General features: G+C 63.7%; 16 protein-coding genes and 4 pseudogenes. 12 read left to right on the plus strand and 8 right to left on the minus strand.

The genetic code is table 11. The features are described from left to right. Nucleotides 1-101 precede the first annotated feature (101 nt). Nucleotides 102-1,316, plus strand: a complete 1,215-nt coding sequence (locus tag MVA47_RS05630; protein ID WP_247207021.1) for a cytochrome P450 — start codon at nt 102-104, stop codon at nt 1,314-1,316. Here MVA47_RS05630 and MVA47_RS05635 read toward each other — a convergent pair. Continuing rightward, nucleotides 1,274-2,190, minus strand: a pseudogene (locus MVA47_RS05635) (TIGR03619 family F420-dependent LLM class oxidoreductase); the annotation flags it as partial. The gene MVA47_RS05630 and the pseudogene MVA47_RS05635 sit on opposite strands and share 43 nt — an antisense overlap. Before the next feature lie 528 nt (nt 2,191-2,718). Between MVA47_RS05635 and MVA47_RS05640 the strand changes: the two are divergent. The 5 genes and pseudogenes from MVA47_RS05640 (at nt 2,719) to MVA47_RS05660 (ending at nt 7,428) form a co-directional block, all read left to right on the plus strand. Beyond that, nucleotides 2,719-3,093 (plus strand): DUF4286 family protein, encoded by a 375-nt coding sequence (locus MVA47_RS05640; protein ID WP_247207022.1) that lies wholly within the window; start codon nt 2,719-2,721, stop codon nt 3,091-3,093. Then, nucleotides 3,086-3,685, plus strand: a complete 600-nt coding sequence (locus tag MVA47_RS05645) for a nitroreductase family protein (RefSeq protein WP_247207023.1) — start codon at nt 3,086-3,088, stop codon at nt 3,683-3,685. Before MVA47_RS05640 ends, MVA47_RS05645 begins: the two co-directional genes overlap by 8 nt. Beyond that, nucleotides 3,679-5,843, plus strand: a pseudogene (locus tag MVA47_RS05650) (acyl-CoA dehydrogenase). Before MVA47_RS05645 ends, MVA47_RS05650 begins: the two are co-directional and overlap by 7 nt. A 26-nt stretch (nt 5,844-5,869) precedes the next feature. Further along, on the plus strand, nt 5,870-7,006 hold the full coding sequence (locus tag MVA47_RS05655; RefSeq protein ID WP_247207024.1) for a nonspecific lipid-transfer protein: 1,137 nt from the start codon (nt 5,870-5,872) through the stop codon (nt 7,004-7,006). Then, nucleotides 7,003-7,428, plus strand: a complete 426-nt coding sequence (locus MVA47_RS05660; RefSeq protein ID WP_247207025.1) for an OB-fold domain-containing protein — start codon at nt 7,003-7,005, stop codon at nt 7,426-7,428. The genes MVA47_RS05655 and MVA47_RS05660 overlap by 4 nt, the downstream gene beginning before the upstream one ends. 130 nt (nt 7,429-7,558) lie before the next feature. On the opposite strand, the gene MVA47_RS05665 is transcribed toward MVA47_RS05660, so the two are convergent. Next, entirely contained in the window at nt 7,559-8,209 is a 651-nt protein-coding gene (locus MVA47_RS05665; RefSeq protein ID WP_247207026.1) for a phosphotransferase, read from the minus strand. Between the two features lie 179 nt (nt 8,210-8,388). On the opposite strand from MVA47_RS05665, the gene MVA47_RS26660 reads away from it, so the two are divergent. Together MVA47_RS26660 and MVA47_RS05670 are read left to right on the plus strand one after the other, a co-directional pair. Further along, nucleotides 8,389-8,517 (plus strand): hypothetical protein, encoded by a 129-nt coding sequence (locus tag MVA47_RS26660; RefSeq protein ID WP_281504678.1) that lies wholly within the window; start codon nt 8,389-8,391, stop codon nt 8,515-8,517. Nucleotides 8,518-9,415: 898 nt separating this feature from the next. Then, nucleotides 9,416-10,675: an ABC transporter substrate-binding protein gene (locus MVA47_RS05670; RefSeq protein WP_247207027.1), complete on the plus strand. Its 1,260-nt coding sequence runs from the start codon at nt 9,416-9,418 to the stop codon at nt 10,673-10,675. A 185-nt stretch (nt 10,676-10,860) separates the two neighbouring features. Here the strand turns inward: MVA47_RS05670 and MVA47_RS05675 are convergent, their stop codons facing one another. The 3 genes and pseudogenes from MVA47_RS05675 to MVA47_RS05685 form a co-directional block, all read right to left on the minus strand. Then, a complete protein-coding gene (locus tag MVA47_RS05675) occupies nt 10,861-11,787 on the minus strand; it encodes a hypothetical protein (protein ID WP_247207028.1) in 927 nt (308 codons plus the stop codon). Between the two features lie 116 nt (nt 11,788-11,903). Continuing rightward, entirely contained in the window at nt 11,904-12,725 is an 822-nt protein-coding gene (locus MVA47_RS05680) for a hypothetical protein (protein ID WP_247207029.1), read from the minus strand. Further along, nucleotides 12,722-13,522: pseudogene (locus MVA47_RS05685) on the minus strand (phosphotransferase); the annotation flags it as partial. The gene MVA47_RS05680 and the pseudogene MVA47_RS05685, both read right to left, overlap by 4 nt. A 471-nt stretch (nt 13,523-13,993) precedes the next feature. Here MVA47_RS05685 and MVA47_RS26965 point away from each other — a divergent pair. Continuing rightward, a complete protein-coding gene (locus MVA47_RS26965) occupies nt 13,994-14,509 on the plus strand; it encodes a hypothetical protein (protein ID WP_308280497.1) in 516 nt (171 codons plus the stop codon). A 109-nt stretch (nt 14,510-14,618) separates the two neighbouring features. Here MVA47_RS26965 and MVA47_RS05695 read toward each other — a convergent pair whose 3' ends face one another. Continuing rightward, on the minus strand, nt 14,619-15,416 hold the full coding sequence (locus tag MVA47_RS05695; RefSeq protein WP_247207032.1) for an SDR family oxidoreductase: 798 nt from the start codon (nt 15,414-15,416) through the stop codon (nt 14,619-14,621). A 307-nt stretch (nt 15,417-15,723) separates the two neighbouring features. Here MVA47_RS05695 and MVA47_RS05700 point away from each other — a divergent pair, with 307 nt between their 5' ends. From MVA47_RS05700 to MVA47_RS05710, 3 genes are read left to right on the plus strand one after another with little or no spacing between them, the layout of a single operon-like run. Next, nucleotides 15,724-16,728, plus strand: a complete 1,005-nt coding sequence (locus tag MVA47_RS05700; protein ID WP_247207033.1) for a Rieske 2Fe-2S domain-containing protein — start codon at nt 15,724-15,726, stop codon at nt 16,726-16,728. A gap of 9 nt (nt 16,729-16,737) precedes the next feature. Continuing rightward, nucleotides 16,738-17,370 carry a TetR/AcrR family transcriptional regulator gene (locus MVA47_RS05705; protein WP_247207034.1) on the plus strand — a complete coding sequence of 211 codons (633 nt, stop codon included), beginning with the start codon at nt 16,738-16,740 and terminating at the stop codon, nt 17,368-17,370. A gap of 19 nt (nt 17,371-17,389) precedes the next feature. Next, nucleotides 17,390-18,439 (plus strand): ferredoxin--NADP reductase, encoded by a 1,050-nt coding sequence (locus MVA47_RS05710; protein WP_247210613.1) that lies wholly within the window; start codon nt 17,390-17,392, stop codon nt 18,437-18,439. Between the two features lie 163 nt (nt 18,440-18,602). Here the strand turns inward: MVA47_RS05710 and MVA47_RS05715 are convergent. Both MVA47_RS05715 and MVA47_RS05720 read right to left on the minus strand, forming a co-directional pair. After that, nucleotides 18,603-20,123: pseudogene (locus MVA47_RS05715) on the minus strand (class I adenylate-forming enzyme family protein); the annotation flags it as partial. 52 nt (nt 20,124-20,175) lie between these two features. After that, nucleotides 20,176-20,832: a TetR/AcrR family transcriptional regulator gene (locus MVA47_RS05720; RefSeq protein ID WP_247207035.1), complete on the minus strand. Its 657-nt coding sequence runs from the start codon at nt 20,830-20,832 to the stop codon at nt 20,176-20,178. Nucleotides 20,833-20,848: the final 16 nt, after the last annotated feature.

A 20,848-nucleotide genomic window follows, 5' to 3' on the forward strand; every position in this document is an offset into this window, starting at 1 on the left:
CAAGGTCACGTGGTCACAACGATACTCGCCGGAGACAGTCAACTGTCATCTTGCTAGGCACGATCGACGTTGCCTACGCCACCGGACAAAGGATCTTCCCAGTGACCAACGAATTATCCGAGCGCGATGATGTCGACATCGACGCCCTGCCGCTGGCGCAGGACCGCGGCGTTGGATGGCAGGCACTGCGTGACGCCGGAGCAGTCTGTCCCGCGGGGGAATCGTTCATCCTCACCAGCGCTGATGCCGTGGACGAGGCGGCCAAGGCGCCGACGGTGTTCTCGTCTCGGCGTGCTTTCGATCGGCTGGGCAGCCCGCTGGCCCTGATCCCAATCGGCACGGACCCGCCCGACCACACTCGTTACCGACGGCTTCTCGACCCGTTCTTCAGTCCCAAGCGGATGGCGGAGCGTGAACCGCAGTTGCGGCAGTCCGCCGCCGAATTGATCGATGCGATCGCGGTACGCGGGCAGTGCGAGTTGATCACCGATCTGGCGACGCCGTATCCCTCGGATGTGTTCCTCGGCCTGTTCGGACTACCACTCCGAGACCGGGACCGACTCAACCAGTGGAAGGACTCGATCCTCGAGTTCACCAGTCCGTCGGCCACCAAGCCGTCACCGGAGGTGCTGACACATGCGTTGGAACTGTTCACCTATCTGTCTGAACACATCACCCGGCGTCGCCAGGACAACAGTGGCGACGATCTGCTCACGCGGTTGATCAAGACCAGGGACGAGGGGGGTCTGTCCGACGAGGACATCCTCGGGTTGTGTTTCCTCTTCGTGTTGGCCGGCCTCGACACCGTCACCGCCGCCCTGGGGTTCGCTTTCGGCCGATTGGCGCAGGATCCGTCGTTGAGGAGGCAATTGGCCGAGGACGAGAGCCTCATCCCGGCGTTCATCGAAGAGTTGCTCCGAACAGACGGCCCGGTCCCGTTCGCGCCGCGCGTCACCACCGAAGACGTCGAGGTCGACGGCATCTTGCTGCCCAAGGACACCACCGTGCTGATGAGTTATGGGTGCGCCAACCGCGATCCGGACCGCTACGACGACGCCGATGAACTCCATGTCGGTGAACGAGTGCCGCACTTCGCCTTCGGCAAGGGCCCGCATCGCTGCCTCGGGTCGCACTTGGCGCGCATGGAGCTACGCATCATCCTCGAGGAGTGGCACCGCCGAATTCCGGAGTACTCACTGGCAGACGGCTTCGAGCCGCAGGTGCTGTGGCCCAGCGGCACCCTCGGCCTGGACGCGGTCCCCCTCGTGTTCATGCCACCTTCGGAAATGACCTCGTCGGCCACCCAACGCAGGTGATCGAGGTAGGCGTCGAACCCCGACACAGGTGGTGGGGTGATCCATGTATCGGTGACTCCGAGATCGGCAAGCCGCGCGCACTGATCGATCACTTCAGCCGCATTCTGGCCGAATCGGGACGAGGTGTCGTCGAGGACAGCGTGTTCGGCACCCGCCGCCAGTGCGGCCAGGCTGTAGAACAACGAGAACGGCCGATCGTCGAAGCCCGGCTGCGACCGCAAGAAGTCCAGCCGGGCCGGGAGATCCTCGGGACGGGTGAGCCAGGGGGCCCAGCCGTCACCGAACCTGGCCGCGCGCCGCAACGTGGCGTCGGCGTCTCCGCCGACCCACAACTCCGGATGCGGTGAGCGAATCCCTTTGGGACCGAAGGCCACGTCATCGAATGAGACGAACTCGCCCGAGAAACTCGGGGTGTCGCTGTGCCACAATTCGAACATCGCGGCAAGGTACTCATCGGCCATCCCCCGCGTCGATGGAACGGCACTCCGAGTGCGTCGAATTCGGCTTTATGCCAGCCGACCCCGACGGTGGTCAGGGAACGGACGCCGCTGAGCCAGTCGAGGGTCGAGACAGCCTTGGCCAACAGTACGGGGTGGTGCAGCGGCAAGAGGGTGACCAACGAGCCCAATCTGATGCGCTCGGTCGCTCCGGCGACAAAGCCCTGCGCCGTGCTCGCGTGTAGGTAGTGATCGCCGGACAACTCGACATCTGCGGTCGGGATCAAGAAGTGCTCCGGCAGGAAGGTCGTCGAGTAGCCGAGTTCATCGGCCACACGTGCGACGGTCGCGATGTCGCGGCCGGTCAGCTCATGTTCCCACGGCTGAGTCAAGGCGCGGACGTGCATGCAGTGGGGGAGATAGACCGCGAACTTCATCGTTGTCTCCGATCGTGTCGCCGGGCGGGCACTGTGCTGGGCACATGCAGATGGTGGCAGTGAACTGACTGCCTGTGGGCCGACTGGATATTCTGCGAGCCTTCGCAGAACTCGAAAAGCGGGGCCATCGGCGGCATCGACAGGGAGTTCAGCATGGGTGACACGCTGCACTGTGGCAGTTCGCTGACAAATGTGGTTTGGCGATCCGGCGGTCCACGTATGCGGCCCTGCCGACGGCCTCGAAGACGACCGGTGGCAAATGAGTCGGTGCTACCGGGTCCGGCCTCGCGGTCACCACTCGGCCGGCGTGGGCCACGGTCCGTGTAGTGTCCGCGAGCCCAATGCTGCTCGCCTGTAACAAATTCAGTGCGGTCGAACCTGCGGTGAGGCGGCCCGATCGTGCCGGGCTGTCGGCAGTCGGGTGACACACCGTCGGCACCGTAGGATGGGCAACGTGCATCATCGTTGACGTGTGACAGTCAACTGCCATAACATCGAGCAAACGCATCAAGCGAAAGTGGGCGCCGCATGGCGGACAGTTATCTGTTTGTCTTCTCAAATCCAACGCAGGGCAACGACGACGAGTTCAACAGCTGGTATGAGACCAGGCACGTGCCCGATGTTCTCCAGGTCGACGGGGTGATCGCGGCACAGCGCTATGAATTGGCCCCGATGACCCCGCCGGAAGCCGACGGAATCGCCGCCCCTCCGGCGCCGGCGCACCGCTATCTCGCCGTCTACGAACTCGATGACGATCCCGACACCGTGATGGGATCGTTTCTCGAGCGAGTCGGTTCGGGACAGATGGCGCTGAGCGATTCTCTCGACCTCGCCGGGGTGTCGATGGCGGTGTGGCGACCGCGTGGTGAACGAAAAACCGCGGAAGCGCGTACGCGTGGGTGATCTCCAGACGATCCAGCGTACGCAGCGAGCGTGCCGCCGTTTCGATCCGGATCAGGCGGTGCAGGACAGCGACCTCCAGGAGATGCTCGAGGCGGCGGTGCATGCTCCGAGCGCCGAGAACACCCAGCCGTGGCGGTTCGTGGTGGTCCGAGATCCCCGGTCACGTGGCCTTCTGGCATCGTGGTGGTCCGAATCCTGGCGAGCCGACTATGTCCGTCAGAACGTTTCCGACGACGTGCTCTATAACGATCTCGAATTCGGTTTGGCGGGAGGCGGATTCGCCTCTGCCCCGGTCATCGTCGTGGTGTGCGCCGACGTAGGGCGGGTTCCGGAGGATTTCGCCCCGGCGTCGATCTTCCCGGCCGTACAGAACATGCTCCTGGCCGCCAACGACCTCGAGTACGGGTCGTGCCTGACGACCGGTCTGACAATCATGTATGCCGAGCAGGTCCGGCAGTTGCTCGGATTGCCCGACGAACTGCTGCCGATGGCTGCCGTCTACATCGGTAGACCGGCACGGACACTGGCGCCCCCGCGACGAACCCCTGCAGCTGCGGTCACCTTCCGCGAAAGGTATGGATCCCCATGGTGATCGGAGGACTGGCGATCGCGGAAGAACACCGTCAGCTGGCCGACGTCGCGCGCTCGATCGTCGCGAACAGGGTCGGCACGACAGGTGCCCGCCGGGTTCTCCTCGACGCCGACGACAGCATCCGATGGTGGGAGTCCGACGCTCTGTGGAAAGAGATCGTCAGCACGGGGTGGCTCGGACTGCACGTCGATGAGCGTTGTGGTGGGCAAGGTTTCGGCCTGGCAGAGCTCATCGTGGTTCTCGAGCAACTGGGACGGGCCGCAGTTGCCGGGCCCTTCCTGCCGTCGACCCTGGCCGCGGCGGTGATCGCAGACATCGGAACCGACGAGCAACGTGGCCGTTGGCTACCACGGCTGACGTCGGGAGACATGGTCGCGGCTGTCGTCGGAAAGGCGGCTGACGCCGAACGTGCCGACGCTGCGCTCACGGTGCCATCGTGCCCGGCGCTGGGGGAGACGTTGTCCGATGTTTTCCTCATCCCCGTCGGCGACGACCTCCTGCTGGAAGCTGGACCGACTCTCGAGACCTCCCGCAGCAACACCGCGGACCAGGTGGTGCGACCGGTCACCGTTGTCCGCTGCCACCAGACACCGATTGTGGAGGTGTTCGCCGACGGCGCGGCGGCGCTACAGAGGCTGACCAGACTGCTCTGCGCAGCCGAAGCGGCCGGCGGGCTGGCGGCCTGCACCGAGATGGCCACCACCTACGCCGCCGCACGTGAGCAGTTCGGCCGACCCATCGGCTCGTTCCAGGCGGTCAAACACCACTGCGCCAACATGCTGGTCGACACCGAGCTCGCAACTGCGGCGACCTGGGAGGCCATCCGCGCGAACCCCGGGACAAGCGAAGCGGAGCTGGCAGCGGCGATGGCCGCCGGGCAGGCGTTGGACAGCTACGTGAGTGCTGCGCTGCTCAACATCCAGATCCACGGGGGCATCGGATACACGTGGGAGCACGATGCGCATCTGTTTCTGCGCCGGGCACTTGTGCTCAGCTCCTTTGTCGGCACCCTGGAGGAACTTCGCGAACAAACCGCCCGCTGGCAGCTCGTCGGGGTGCGACGAGATCCATCTCTCGACCTCCCGGCCGAGGCGGACGAGTTCGCCGTTCAGGTTCGACAGTTCCGCGCCGAGCTGGCGGCGGCGAAACCCGAACACCGTCAAAAGCTCTATGCGCGTTCGGGGTATCTGGTCCCGCACTGGCCGCAGCCCTATGGTCGGGCGGCGGGAGCCGTTGAGCAATTGGTCATCGACCGCGAGCTCGATGGAATCGACCGGCCCAGTCTCGGCCTCGGCGAATGGGTACTGCCCACGATCTTGCAACACGGGACACCCGAGCAACTCGAACGGCTGATGCAGCCGAGTCTCGATGGCGACCTGCGCTGGTGCCAGCTGTTCAGTGAGCCCGGCACCGGGTCGGATGCGGCCGCGCTCTCCACCAAGGCCATTCGCGTCGAAGGAGGTTGGTCCGTGTCGGGCCAGAAGGTCTGGACAAGCGATGCGGTCAATTGTCAACGCGGTCTGGCGACTGTGCGCACCGACACCACGGTGGTCAAACACAAGGGCATCACCGCGATGATCATCAATCTCGGCGCGCCGGGGGTCGAGGTGAGGCCACTTCGTGAGCTGACAGGTGCGGCATTCTGCAACGAGGTCTTCTTTGACGACGTGTTTGTCCCCGACATCGATGTCGTGGGCCAGGTGAACAACGGATGGCGCGTCGCCATGGCCACATTCGGCAACGAGCGCCTGTCCATCGGCGGGGGTCGGTGACCATGAACGCCGACGACGCGTTGGACGTCTTCGACCGGCATCGTGCCGGCGACACCGGATTTCTCCGCGACGTCGGCGAGCTCCTCATTGAGGCATACGCACTCAAAGCGCTCAACCTCCGCATCGCGGCCCGCGCCGTGCAAGGGGGCGTGGCCGGAGTCGAGGGCAATGTCGCAAAGCTCGTCGGATCCGAACACGCCCAGAGGATCGCAGAACTGAGTGTGCGGATGGTGTCGCCGGCGATCCTTGTCGGCGCTGAGCCCGAGGTGATGCACGACCTGCTGTACAGCCGGTGCCTCACGATCGCGGGCGGAACGTCGGAGATCGTCCGAAACCTGTTGGCCGAGCGGATCCTCGGATTGCCTCGCGAACCGATGGCCAGTTGAACAAACAGATTGGAAATGACAGTCAGATGAATTGTGCAATCGCCGGGATCGGACGAACCGACTACTCGCGCCGATCGAACCGAACACCATTGGCGATGGCCATCGAGGCGTGCCGAGGTGCCATCGATGATGCGGGATTGAAACCTGCTGACGTGGACGGCATCTGCACCTTCATGGTGAACGACTCGGCCCAGCCGATCACGGTGGGTTGGGGATTGGGTATCGACGAGTTGTCGTGGGCCAACGCCATGTATGGCGGCGGGAACCTGGTGGCCGACCAGATCGCCACGGCAGCAGCGGTGATCGAGGCCGGAATGTGCCGGGCGGTGTTGATCTACCGGTCGCTGAACGGTCGGTCGGGACACCGCTTCGGAACCGTCGAGGGTCCACTGCTGGTCGATCAACAAGATCAGTTCGATGCCCCGTCCGGATTCCTGGTGCCACCACAGTGGTTTGCGATGTGGGCGCGACGGCATCAGCACGAATACGGGTCCACCGAAGAGGATCTCGGGCACATCGCGATCACCCAACGAGCGCACGCTGTACCCAACGAGCACGCGTTGCGACGCGAGCCGCTGACGATGGACGAATATCTTGCGGCCCGGTGGATCAATGAACCGTTCCGGGTGCTGGACTGTACCTCCGAGGTCGACGGCGCGGTGGCCATCCTGCTGGTGGCCGAAGACGTGGCTGCCGACGGGGCGCACGACCCGGTGTGGCTCGTCGGGTCGAGCAATTCGCAGAGCGGTTCGGGCTGGACGCAGTGGGATGATCCTGCGGCGATGTACTCGCGTTCGGCCGGGCCGAAGCTCTGGGAGCGTACCGGGCTCGGGCCGTCCGACATGGACGTCGCGTGCATGTACGACTGCTTCACGTACACGGTGATGGCAACGATGGAGGGATATGGATTTTGCGAAAAGGGTGAGGTGGGAGAGTTTTTCGCGACCGGAAGGGCATCCTACGGCGGGGACGTGGTGGTCAATCCGCACGGCGGACTGCTGTCGGAGGGATACATACACGGTCTCAACCATCACTTCGAGGCCGTGACACAGCTCCGGCACGCGGCGGGCGCCCGGCAGGTCGACAACGCAGAACTCGCCTTGGTCACCGCAGGCGGTGGCCCGTTCGGCGGAGCCAACATCTACAGCAGGGAACGCCCGTGACCGATTCACTCATGCTTGCCCCGTTGCCGGTTCCGGATCCCGACTCGGCGCCGTACTGGAACGCCCTCGCCGAGGGAAAACTCAAGATCTGCCGGTGCGTCGACACCGGAACGTGGATCCATCCGCCGCTAGAACGCAGCCGGATCACCGGTGGCCCGGTGCGGTTCGACGAAGTCAGTGGCTTCGGAACCATCTTCAGCTACATCGTGATCCGTCAGGTGACCGTGCCGGGTCACCAGCCGCCCTACGTGACGGCCATCATCGAACTGGACGAACAACCGGGGCTTCGCATGACCGGTGTGGTGGTCGCCGAACCCCAGGCCCTCCGGATCGGCCAACGAGTCAAGGCCCGGATCGTGGACATCGGTGAAAGTGGTGTGAAAGCGCCGGAATTCGTACTTGTCGACACCGACGAGGCCTGAACGGGATCTCATCGAAACGTCACCTCCAGCCCCTCGTGCGCTGTGGCTCGCACAGGACTCAAACGTGGCCCAGTCAACGTGTCCACCGAAGCGGCGGGCAGTGCGACCGATCTTCTCGCGGCGACCACCATCAATGCAGATAATCTCTCAGCGCGTCCGCGACTTTGAGGTCCGCGACCGCGGCATTGGCCCTGCGGAAGCCCTCGGTGACGGTTTCCTCTGACTGCATCCCTGGCCACGCAACACCGAATGCGATGGAATCCCACGCATCAAAGGCGAAGAACCGGTAGTCGGCCCATGCTTCTTGGTATGTCGGCGGCTTGGCAACCCCGCTGGCCGCCAGCCCTTCGAGATAGCGTGAGATCAGATGTGACTCGTGTTCGCGACGCAGTTCGGTGGGTACCGACCAGACCAGCGTGTAAGCGACCTCGCGCATCGACGGCGCGCGGTGAACCAGTTGCCAATCCAGCAAGCCGGCACGACCATCTGTGGTCTCGAATGTGTTGCCCAGGTGTGTATCACCGTGGATCAGTGTCAACGGACCCTGATCCCATCGTCGGTACAAGTCAGCGTCGTGCTGATTCACGAACTCGCACATGCGGTGCACCTCGACGGGGAGCGACAGGTCTGAACGTTCGGTGAGCGATACACGCATTTTCCGGAACTGCCACGCCAGGGCCTTGAAACCGACCCGGTGACTGAGCGGTGTCACCCATGACAAGTCGGTGCCGAATCGCGGGCTTTCCCAATGCTGCCCGTGCAAAGCGGCGAAAGTGTCCATCGGCCCTCCGCGAACGACAGTGTGCAATCCTCGGTCAGTTCGCACGGTCGTCCGCCATTGCTCCTGATGTCCTCCAGGATGATCAGATGTCGTGCCCTGCTCCGGATGCGGCGAAATAACACTCCGGCGCGGTGACCTTCGCGAGGCCAGGTCGGCAGCTCTTGTAGAAGGTCGTTTCCATGCGGCCGAGACCGGTGACCGCTGACATCAAGCGGTTCTTCAACATCGACGGCGTTGACCTCACGAAGATCGAGGTCGGCAGGGACTCGCTGGTACCGACGTCGTTCCAGCGGATCGTGACCTGCTGACGATCGGTGGTTCCGCTTGTGCCACTCCCGAGTTCAACGGACTCCACTCGCGCGTCGGCGGAGCAAGGAACGGACCGCTCAGCAGTTCAGGGTTTGCGTCTGTGATGCGATGAAGCGGGGCCTTTGGGACCCAGGGAGACAGTGCGGCTGCTGCCTCGCTCACCGACTTCAGGTTGGCTGTGATGGTCACTTGGTTGTCTCCCCGTATCGAGTGTTCGGGTTTCGGGGCACCCTGCGGCTGGACGTCTACGTGCAGCCGGGTGGCCGAGCGGCCGGTGCCAGTACCGGAGCCGCGTAGAGGTTCTATGTCTGGCAGATGCTCAGCGGCAGCTGATGATTCGGATGGGCGAATCGCCGCAGCGGACGCCGCCACCGGACTCGGAGCAGGCTCGATCGGCGGCACGGGGCGGCGGGATCTGCGTCGCAGCGTCGACTACAGCGCATCGCCGAGTGTCCGGCGTCACTCGCTCTGAATGTATACGGCGAGGCAACAACAAGCAATGGTCCGTGTCGTTTCTGCCGCCTCGCAGCGGCGCCCTCTGCGGTCCGAGGTGGCCACGGAGAGTTCTAGGACAGGATGGTTCGAATGAGCTAAATAGTTATATGAAAGAACTCTTCATACTTTTTCTAAAACGCTGTCAGGCCTGCTGGACCTGTCCTATGGTCGGTTGGTGATCGAAAGTCGACGGCGGTTCCACGGACCGGCACCGATGGTCGACGTCGGCTCTCGATCATGCAGCCCGCCCCAGTCATCAAGCAGATGTGCCGTTGGAAGCCCCGGATTCTGCGTCAGGGTCTTCGGTTCGACGGATGACCTGACCACCCGGATGCGACCCGACAGTTCTCGACCCACCCAAGCATCTCGATGACGGGCGGGGTCCAACCCAAAGGAGACAAAATGAAGTTCGACGGACGCCGACGGCGAATCGCTGCGGCGATGATCGCGGGGGTAATGGTGGCGAGTCTCGCCGCGTGTGGGTCAGATGACGACTCAGGCGGTTCTGCTGAGGCGAGTGTGGACGAATCGTCGCTGGGCACCCCCAACAAGGCGACCGGTACCCCCATCACCTTGGGCTTCATCAGTGAAGGCGCCGGCGCGACGATCAACAACGAAGACGAGATCAAGGGTGCACAGGCGGCAGCGTCGTACGTGAACGAGTACCTCGGTGGCCTAGGGGGGCACCCGATCACACTGAAGGTGTGCGAGACGCTGGGTGTGCCGGCGACGGCCACCGACTGTGCCAACCAGATGGTGGCCGCCAAGGTGCCGGCCGTGCTCGGCGGCACACTCGGAACGCTGGACTCGGTCATCACCGTCCTTGCTCCCACCGGTATCCCGCTGGTCATGTACATCGCGCCCACCCAGATGGGACTGACGACTCCCGGCGTCTTCTCCCTCTTCAACGGGTTGTCCTTCTTCGGTGGACCCGCCGCGTGGGCGCAGAAGCAGGGATTCAAGAAGGTCGACCAGGTGATCATCGGCGTTCCGGCGGCCGAGGGTGCGGCCAAGATCGCCGAGATATTCTTCAAGAACGCCGGACTCTCTGTCAGCACGACCTCGGTCCCGCCCGGCACGGCCGACATGACACCCCAGATCACCAGTGCGGCCGAAAACGATCCGGATTTCTACCACATCGCCGGCTCTGCTGACTTCTGCACCAGTGCCCTGAAGGCGATCAAGACCGTGGCACCGGACGCCAAAACAGTGATCATCGAGCGTTGCATAGAACCGGGGACGAGCTCTTCGATCCCGGGGGGCTATGAAGGTGTCGAGGTCGCGGCATCGGCCGACCTCAATCCCGATCTGGAATCGGTCAAACTGTTCACTGCGGCCCTGAGCAAGTGGGGTGACGGTGCCGGCGTCTCGACGACGACGAATACCGGCTACTCGCCGGTTGTCGGTTTCGCCAACGCGCTAAACGCAGCGAACATCACGGACACCTCGGCAGCGGGAATTCTGGCCGCCCTCAAGTCTGCGCCGCCGACAGAACTGCCGAACTCGGACGGAATCATGTTCCAGTGCAACGGCAAGCAGCTGTCGTTCTCGCCGAACACCTGCAGTGCAGACGGCATCCTTGCTACGGCCGACAAAGAAGGGAATCTGACGGAGTTCGAGCGTATGCCGGCCGACCCCGCGCTGTACTCGATGGGCGGCTGAACGGCTGAAGGAATGAGTTGATCGGATGAGCTGTGCGCACCGGCGTCGAATTGCCGGTGCGCACAGTTCTGTCTCGCTCAGGCCGGGTTTGCGTGCGTGCTCGCTCCGAACGCCTGGTGTCGTGCCCACCCGAGTCGCCACCGAGAACCGAATATGCTGCGGCTGAACGTCTTTTGTAAGCTTGCCTAGCGAGCAGAACTGAGTCGGTGCCGGCGCCACCCTCCTGGCGACCACACGTCCTGATCTTCACCCCACGCAATTTGTCCGTTGAGGTCCCACTCGATCAGACCGGTCCAGCAGATCATGCCCGGGTATCCCTCGAAGAGGTGTCGGTCGGTGGCTTTTCCGCTGACCGACAGTTCGCGACCCAGTTCGTCCCGGCCTGCTATCTCGACGTGAGTGACCTGGCCGGCATCGTTACGGCGCACCCGGCGTTCTCCGCTGACGACTGGCGACCACTTTCCATGACGCATGAAGAATCCGGTGGTCAACGTGTCGACGCCATCGCGGTGTATGCCGGCGGTGAGAAAGTACTCGTCCGCAGAAGCGGCACCCCACGAATAGTGAACGCGCGGCTGCCTGCCGTCCTGCCTGACCCCCCACGCCGCCCGATCTCGGATGGACAGGCAATCGACGGCGATGGTTTCCGAGTCCAGAGTCATGTGACCGGTGACGTGGCACATCTGGTCGACGTGGCCGGCTCCCAGAGGTGGTGTGGCCGACCGGGTCACGAGCGCAGGCCCTGCGGTTCGGACGGTCAGATCGAACTCCGTGTCGCGACCCGAATACTGAACTCGATACAGTTCGCCGGGCTTTTCCACCCGGATGGACAGGCCACTGGCCAGCGTCATGTCGCGCAGGTCCAGGTCTGGCGGGAGCGGTTGATGCCAGTCGAACGCATTCACCGGTTCTTCCCACGGCGAAACGGCTTTGTCCCCGAACACCACCACGCCACCGAATTGAATGCCGACGTTGGGCCGGAACACGGGGTAGACATAAGCGATCAGTCCGCGCTCCGGAACGATCCACGAGAACCAGACGGTTTCGGTCCACCACCGGCTGTCGTCGGGCGTGTGGAACGCGTCGTCCATGGGAGTCGAGGCTTCCGTCATGCGATCGTGCTCCTCTGTAAGCCCTCTCTGAACTGACGCCACTTCCGCGGATGCCAGGTGTCTTGATCCTCGCCCCAGCATCGTTCGCCGTCGACGGTCCACTCCACCAGGCTGTTCTAGCAGAGCATGGACGAATACACCGGCAGCACTTGCTGACTGACAACACGGCCGTGGACGACCAAAGATCGTCGGTCCTCGTCGACGGCATCGATGTGGATGGCGGTGGGCCGACCGTCGCCGTCCCGCTCGACCTCGCGGGTGCCCGACGTCAGACGATGCTGAGTCCCGTCGCGATGGAGGAAGCCGGTCGTGATCTCGCGAGCGTGGTCTTTGGACATCCCGACGGCCAAGAAGGCGGTGCCCCCGGGCAGGGCACCGTAGCTGTACCCGGCACGTGGCTGAGGTCCCTCCGGACGCGGGCCCCATGAACGGTCACGCATCGCGAGGCAATCGATGGGGAGAACCTCGCCATCGAGCACCATGGTGCCCGTGACATGACCGATCTGGTCCAGGTGGCCATGGATGAAGGGCGGCACCTGAAGACTCAGCAGCGGCGGACAGGTGGCGGTGTAGTGCATGTCCAGGCTCAGCCCACGGCGGTGCTCGTAGGTGAGGTGGTAGCGGGTGCCGGGTTCTTCGGCGATGATGCCCATGCCGTTCTCGAGTTCGGCATTCCTCAGGTCGAGCCCCTCGGGGATCGCCTGGTGCCAGTCCCAGTTGTGAAAAGGCAATTCCCACGGGAGTTCGGCTGATGCGTCGAAGACGGTGACCCCACCGGAATACACGCCGAGGTTGGGACGAAACGCCACGTAGTAGTAGCCGAGCAGTTGTCGCTCGGGGATCATCCAGGCGAACCACACCGTTTCGGTCCACCACGGATCGTTGTCGTCCTTCGGGAGATGGAAGGTGTCGTCGGCCGTCGTCAATACCGATGTCACGAGAGATATCCTCCTGCTCGGGCACGTTCGAGTACCCGGATCACTGTGCTGTTGGACTGGGCGGCCTTCTCGAATGCGGCCGACAGATCGGACAGCTCCGCGATCACCTCGTCGGCCTTGGGTGAGGAGACGTCGGCGTCGGCGAGAACACTCAACAGCAGTTCGGACAGCAGCGGCTGATAGGCGGCCGCGACAATTCGCGACGTCTGCACCACGAACGTCTCCCGCCCTCCGCCCTGACGCAGGGTGCGGTCCACGGCCACCAGGGACTTCCAGGTCACGTAGGCCTTGTACCAGGACAGTCTTGGCGCCACAACAGTACGGCCACTGGCCTTCTCGTAGCCGATGAGGCGTTGTTGCGGTGAGCCGAACGGAGTGAAGACCATCCGCATGCAGACCCAGGCCACGTCCTCGTGGAAGTCACCGGTATGTGCCATCTCCCAGTCGATGAGGCCGGCGAGGTGACCGTCGGCAACCAGGAAATTGCCGGCACCGGCATCGCCGTGCAGGAAGACCGCCTGTGGGTCGGGTTCAGGCTTCGACAGACGGAGCGCGCGTAGAACGAGGTCCAGATAGGCCGAGGCATCGGCGCTGTCGTTGTTCAGTTCGGTCCACCAGTCCAGGTCGGCCTGTTGTGCTGCCGATCCGTCCAGCGGCGCGTCGGTGAGCACCCCGGTCGGATGGATCCGATGAATTCTGGCCAGTACGTCCAGGTATTCGGGCCCCACCTGCTCGGCCAGCTCCTTGTTCAGCTTCGTCTGGTCGGCAAGGAATTCCATGAGCAGTGCCGGCGGCTCGGCGTTCTGCCCAGCACGCCCGGCACCGGGATGGCGTTCGCACGCATGGTTGCGATCACCTTTGCCTCGCGGGCGAGTGTGAAGGAGGTGTTGCTCAGCCCGCCTCGCCCCTCGTCGACCCGTAGGAAGGCGATGGGGTCGTCGTCACCTTTTGATTGAACAAGGAACGATCCCCGGAAGGCGCCGCCAGGTAATCGCCGCAGCCGTACCGCATCGCGCCCGAGTCTGCGCGGCGAATCGCGCAACACGGTCGGTTGCGTCCGTGGTCCCAAGTGCTTCAGTCACAGGCTCACACAAGTTCGTAATTGATGGGCTGTCAAGTCCTCCCACCGGTATGGCAAATGATGGCAGACTGGGCGGGTGACCTGGTGGTTGAACAATGACTAATTCGGCCCGCACCAGCGCGGGAACGGCTGCCGGACGCAAGGGGCGCGAAACACGCCAGCGGATACTCGATGCCGTCGAGGAACGGTGCCTGCATGTCCACCATCGCGAGATCGCCGTGGGGGAGATCGCACGCTCGGCGAACGTGTCACCCGCTACCTTCTACACGTACTTCCCCGATCTGGTCTCGGCGACCGCCGAGATCGCCCAACGTCATCTGGACTTGTTCTCCCCGGTGGTCCATGCCGCCTCCAGGCTGTCGAATCCCGCTGTCGAAGAAAGGACTACCAAGAATTCGTCACCCTGTTCTATGAGTTCTGGAGTGGTCGGCGGGGATTGCTGGAGACGATCGTCGCTGCAGAGGTGGACGAGGACCCACGGTATTTCAGAGTGCTGCTGCGGTTGATGATGTCGGTGACGTATGCACTGGCGCCGGCTGTTCGAACCGGCCACGCGGTCGGCGTCGCCGGCTCGCTGGTGGTGATGCTGACCAGTTCCGCCGCCCGCGTCGACGGTTTCGCCCGCGACGGCGTGCCCTTCGACGACCTGGTCTCCGCCCAGGTCTTGATCCTGCGTGCCTCGCTGCAGTCCGCGATCGGCTGAACCCGCGGAATTATTCGTGCCGAATTGACGCTGCATCAGTTTTGAAGGTCACCCCCGTCATGACCTGTTCCGCTGTGAGGAGGGTTCCGTGGGCTCTGGCCGGAGCTGTTCAGAAGGCCGAGCGGTGGTGTGCCCCGTCGACACAGATGTAGTGGCCGTTCAGGTAGCCGGCCTGGTCTGAGCACAGGTAGGCGATGGTGGAGGCGATCTCTTCGGGATCTCCGGCACGGCCGGCCGGCACGCCGGCCTTCTCCATGAGCCATTGCTTACCTGCTGCGTCGTCGGTGAGCCCCTCGTGTGTCGAGAGATACCAGTTGGTGGTCTTGGTGGCGATCCAGCCCGGTGCCACGGTGTTGATGGTGATGCCGAACTGGGCGTATTCGTCTGCCACGCTCTTGAGAAGCCCGACCGTCGAGGGGCGGGTGGCGTTTGCGACCGTGTGCGGTGGAAGACTCTGGGGTTCTTTGGCCGTTCCTGACCCGATGTGGACGAATCGGCCCCAGCCGGCCTCACGCATGGAGGGCAGTACGGCGTGCAGCATGTGCACCTGACTGAGCGTGTAGGTGCGGTACGAGTCCACGTAGTCCTCGGCACGGGTGATCTCCTCGAAAAAACCACGCACATGGAAGTCGGCCTGCGTCACCACGATCAGCGGTGCGCCCAGTCGCTCGGTCACGGTCGCGACCGCCGACTCGATGCCTTCCTGCGAACTCATGTCCGCCGGGACGCCGATCGCATCCCCGCCGGCGGCCGTGATCTCTTCCACGGCGCGGTCGATGTGTTTTTGGGTACGGGCCACGATCGCGACTCTGCTGCCTTCGGCGGCGAGCATCTTGGCCGTTTCCTTGCCGATGCCCTTGCTGCCGCCGACGACAAGCGCCACACGTCCCTTGATCCGGTAATCCATGGAGGTTTCCTTTTTGATCGATGGTGGAGCTCGGCGGACGAGCCAGGGCCTGAGCGGCCGCCTATGACGTATATCACCATTGAGTTAGATGAATCAACGACTTGTGTGTTCCGAGGATTCGAGTTCTCATCGGTGGGGAGTTCGGAACCGGTTGCGGTGCAATGCGATTACCGAGAAAGCTTCGTTTTGACGCTTCCGGACCTGGCCATGTCTGGACAGCGGACGGTAGCCAGGCGTATCGTCGGGTTATCAATTTTTGACGCCTGCGCCAAAAAAGTGGCGGGCCCGGTTTCTCAGGAGGTTCTCGATGGGTCAGCTCAGCATGCACCCGACCGGATGGTTTCAGGTCGCCTGGTCGGCCGACCTGGCGATCGGCGATGTTGTCCCTCTCCACTACTTCAGTTCCGAACTGGTCGCCTTTCGCGGCAAGGACGGCCAGGTGCACGTGCTCGACGCACACTGCCAGCATCTCGGTGCCAATCTGGCCGTCGGTGGATGCGTCGTGGACGACGGGATCCAGTGCCCGTTTCACGGGTGGGTCTGGGATGGGCGGGGCCGGAACGTGCGAATCCCGTACGAGGCGAAGCCGAATCGCGCCCGCAAGGTGCGCAGTTGGCCGGTCAGCGAGCGAAACGACTCCGTCTACATCTGGCACGACGTCCTCGGCCGGGATCCGATGTGGGAGGTGCCCGACGCCCTGCGAAGTCTCGGCGACCACATCAGTGCCACGACGTTCCGGCCCGTCGATGCCAACGCACGCGCCCTGACCAAGAACGTGCGCGTTCACCCGCAGACCATCGCCGAGAATGCCGTCGACCCGCATCACTTCCGGTATGTGCACCACACGCCGATCAGCCCGGTGGTGTTGCGCGAGACCTCGGACAACGCCTCGTGGGCGGCCAAGGTCGGCTTCGGCAAGAAGTGGCAGCACGGAATCGACGACCCGCAGGACACCATCAATACACTCGAAATCCTGTGGAGTGGAGTCGGATTGAGCTTCAGTGGTGAGCACATGCGCAACGGCATCCGGGTCACCGGCATCTGCCCGACCCCGGTCGATGACCAGGTGAGTGACATCTTCGGCACCTACTGGATCGATGAGGGCAGCGAAGATCCCGAAGGATTCATCGCGAACGGCAAGGCCGCGCTCGTCGATGACGTCAACATCTGGAATCACCAGCGCTACATGGATCCTCCCGGGCTCTCACCATCGGAGGCGGCAGGCTTTCGTAAGCTGCGTACCTGGGCCCGTGACTTCTATCCGCCGGTCGAGGATGCGGACACCAAGAGCCTGTCGGTATCTGCCCGATAGGGCTTGTGCGTGAAACTGAGTGAGGCCAAGCTCCCGAAGTCGGCCGTGACCCGGCAAGCGTTCCTGGATGCAGCCCGGGATGTGTTCGAGCGCAAGGGATATTCCGGCACACAGGTGAAGGACATCACCGACCGACTCCAGGTTGCCCGTGGCAGTTTCTACTACTATTTTCGCGACAAGCGGCACATCTTCATCGAACTGGGCACCGTGACCACGCAGGAGACGGCCGCGGCGGTGCGATCGCTGGAACAAATCGAGATAGGCGCCGGCAAGGGAGAGTTCGAGGCGTGGGTTCGTCAGTTGTTCGACTACCTCGACCGTACCGGGGCGTTCTCGATCCGGTCGGTCGACGACTCGCCACCAGACGCCCGATTCCAAGCGGCGGTGGCAAAAGTCCACGCCGAGACCGCCGGTGTCATCGGCCGCGAACTCGAACGCTTGTCCGGGCGCACCATGCAGGACGCTGCCACCACGGGTGTGTGTGTCATGGCGATGATGGAACGGTCCTGGTTCCTGGTGCGCAACACCAAAGCTCGGTTGACGCGGGAAGGAACGATCGCCGCCCTCACCGACCTCATCTACTCGATGGTCGCTTCGCCGTCCACCGAATACCCACTGGAGGCAGCCCGTGCCATCGACTGACCAGGTCCGAGAACGCACTCTGGAAGAACCGGGGTCTGCTGTGAACGGCTCGGTCGCACTGACGGTCCGGGAGGTCATCACCGAGACCCCCGACGCCAAGACGATCGTTTTCGACCACCCGGGCGACGGGCTCAGATACCGGCCCGGGCAATTCCTCACGCTGCGGATCCCGAGTGAGCGCACCGGGTCGGTCGCACGATGCTATTCGCTCTCGAGCGCACCGGGGCACGACGACGCGCTCAGGGTGACGGTGAAGCGAACGGTCGACGGTTACGGGTCGAATTGGTTGTGCGACAACGTCGCCGCGGGCCATGTCATCGAGAGTCTGGTCTCTGCGGGCGCTTTCACACCGAAGGATCTCGACCGGGATCTGTTGCTGGTCGGCGCCGGCAGCGGAATCACCCCGTTGCTCTCCATCGTCAAGACGGCATTGTTCGATGGCACCGGTCGAGTGGTGCTCTTTTACGCCAATCGTGACCCCGCTTCGGTGATCTTCGCTGCCACCCTGCGTGAACTGTTCGCCGAACATCCCGACCGTCTGACCATCCTGCACTGGCTCGAGAACGTGCAGGGGTTGCCGACAACCGCAGCGCTGCAGTCGATGTTGCAGCCGTACGACGGTTTCGAGGCGTTCATCTGTGGGCCCAAGCCCTTCATGCGAGGTGCGCGACTGGCCCTCGAGCAGATCGGGTTGCCCCGCGGGCAGATTCACATCGAGAACTTCGTGTCGCTGTCGGAAGACCCGTTCACGCAACCGGCGACGATCGTCACCGCACGCGGCGACGAGGACGAGGCAGACTCGGCAGGCGTCACCGTTCTGCTCGACGGTGTGACTCATGAGTTCGATTGGCCCAGATCGAAAACGCTGATCGACGTGCTACTCGAACGAGGCGTCGACGCGCCCTACTCGTGCCGAGAAGGTGAATGCGGTTCGTGCCAGGCCACGGTGCTGTCCGGACAGATCGAGATGACGAGTGTGGGAGCACTCGACGAGGAGGACATCGCGGACGGGCTGATACTCGGCTGTCAGGCACGGCCGGTGTCGGACCAGGTGTCCATCGAATTCTGACCTGCCTCCGCGCGACACACGCGACCCGTATGAGTCGGGCAGACCCCTCGGACCGGGCGTGTTCTCCGCGCGGTCGATCTCTGCCCGACGCCGCGGGTAAGATGTTCGTCGCCGCGGTGACCGTTTGTGTGGTGATGACCGTCTTCATGAGTTTGCCCATCGGGCTGCGGGGTAGTTCGCTCCGATAGTGGAGTTGCTCGATGCGTTTGAAGGGTGCCAGCCCAGCGGCGACACATGTCTGGTTGAGTGCGTCTTTGGTGGGCGGGTGGGTGGCGTCGGCCGGGACGACGACTGCGCAGATGAGTTCGCCCTTGATGGGATGGGGTAGTCCGATGACGGCGACGTCGGCAACGCCGGGGTGGACGGCGAGAGCGGATTCGAGTTCGGCGGTGGAGATGTTCTCCCCGTTGCGAATGATGATCTCCTTGAGCCGGCCGGTGATGGTGACGTGGCCGTCGCTGTCTTCAATGGCCAGGTCGCCGGTCCGGACGTAACCGTCGGCGTCGTGGCTGGTGGCGGCGAGGGCGGGGTTGAGGAATCCGGTGAACATCTGCGGCCCGCGCAAGCGTAGTTCTCCTTGGGTGCCGGGTGGTAGGTCGTGGCCGTCGGGGTCGGTGATACGGACCGAGACGTCACGGCCGGGCAGGAATGCCGAGGCGTCGAGCATGGTGTTGTTGTCGTCCCAGCCGGGGTAGCCGACGATGGGGCATTCGGTGAGTCCATAGCCGTTGAAGATGCCGCGGCCGCCGAGTTCTTCTTGGAGTCGGGCGTTGAGGCCGGGTGGGATCGGGCCGCCGCCACCCATGCAGAAGCGCAGGTGCGGAAAGAGGGGCCCGGACCCGTGTTCCTGTTGGGCGTTGAGGTAGGCGATCATGAAAGGCGTGGCGCTGCCGAGGATGGTCGCGCCGTGGCGGGCCATCACGTAAGGGCTGGTGGCGGGGTCGAATTGGTCGATCAGGACCAGTGAGCAGCCGGTGCGCCAGGCGGCGGCAAGCCAGGAGATGCCGCCGATGTGGGCGATGGGGAAGGCCATGGGAAACACGTCGTCGGAGCCCAGTGGCATCTGTTCGACGGTGGCGTTGGAGGTGGCGGCGACAGAGGCGTCGGTGTGGGCGATGGCTTTGGGGGTGGCGGTGGAGCCGGAGGTGGTGTAAATCCAGCGCACCGGTCCGCCTGGTGCGGGCGGTGGCAGGGTGGCCGGGTCGCCTCGAGGCAGATCGATGGTCTCGCTGAGCGTGTGGTCGCACAGGACGACCTGAGCGTGGTGGCCGGCGGCGAGGGTACGTGCCATCTCGGCGTGGTCATGGCCGCGGAAGGAGGGGGGCACGATGATCAGATCGGGTGCGATGTCGGTGAACAGCGGTACCAGTTCGCCTTCGCGCAGGACCGGTATCAGGGGGTTCTGAATGAGGTCGGCGCGCGCCAGTGCGCCGATCAGGACCGCTGATTCCACGCTGGTCGGTAGTTGCCAGCTCACGGTCGACCCCGGGCTCAGTCCGAGATCGAGGAGTCCGGCGGCGACCGATTCGGCAACGTCACGGTACTGGGCGAACGTCAGTGTCCGCCCACGCTCATCGACGAGCATCGGGGCGTCGGGGGTGTCCTGGGCACGTGATTCGACCAGGGTCCAGATTTCTCCCATGGCACGACCAACTCCTCTGTCAAAAGTCTTGTGGAGTAACATATTTCGTACGTAGTGATTCTCACGCCGGATCGTGGCGCGGGTTGTCCGCGGGCTAGGTGAGTTCGGTGTAGTTGAACAACTGGCCGCGGATGAGCAGTTTCGCCGACCGCAGTGTGCTGTGATAATCGTCCGGCGAGGCGGTCGCAGCGGTTTCCACCAGTCCTCGCAGCAGTGCGTAGAGGACGTTCACGGTGCCGTCGACATCGGTGGTGAGAGCGTGCGGGCCACCACTGGTCACGATCTGCTCGAGCAGCCCTCGCATCGTCGTGAAGATCGAATTGCTGGCGACCTGGAGGTTGAGGTGCTGGGCTCCCTCGACGCGCACTGCCTGTTCGAATGCGGCGATGTGGGGGAACTCCCGCATCACCTGATCGGCTTCGTCAAGGACCGCTACGAGGTTGTCCAACAAGGTGTTGCCGGTCAACGCAGCTTCGGCCATTCTGGTGACCGCTGTCCCGGCGAACTCGTTGAAGGTGGTTCTGACGAGCTCGGACTTGTTCGGGAAGTAGTGGTACAGAGTGCCGCTGGTCATCTCGGCTTCGCGGGCGACCTCGCGGATCGTCGCTCGGGTGTATCCCACTTCTGCGACCAGGCGCATCGCCGCGAACATGATGCGTTTGCGAGTCTCCTCGCTGTTCGCGCCGATAGGGCGACCGAGCTGGTTTGCCGTCGTGGTCACGTGTTCCTCGAGGTCGATGATGGCCTGCACCGACATTATGGTCCAC

Origin of the sequence: Williamsia sp. DF01-3 (assembly GCF_023051145.1) — a bacterium.
Lineage (GTDB): Bacteria > Actinomycetota > Actinomycetes > Mycobacteriales > Mycobacteriaceae > Williamsia.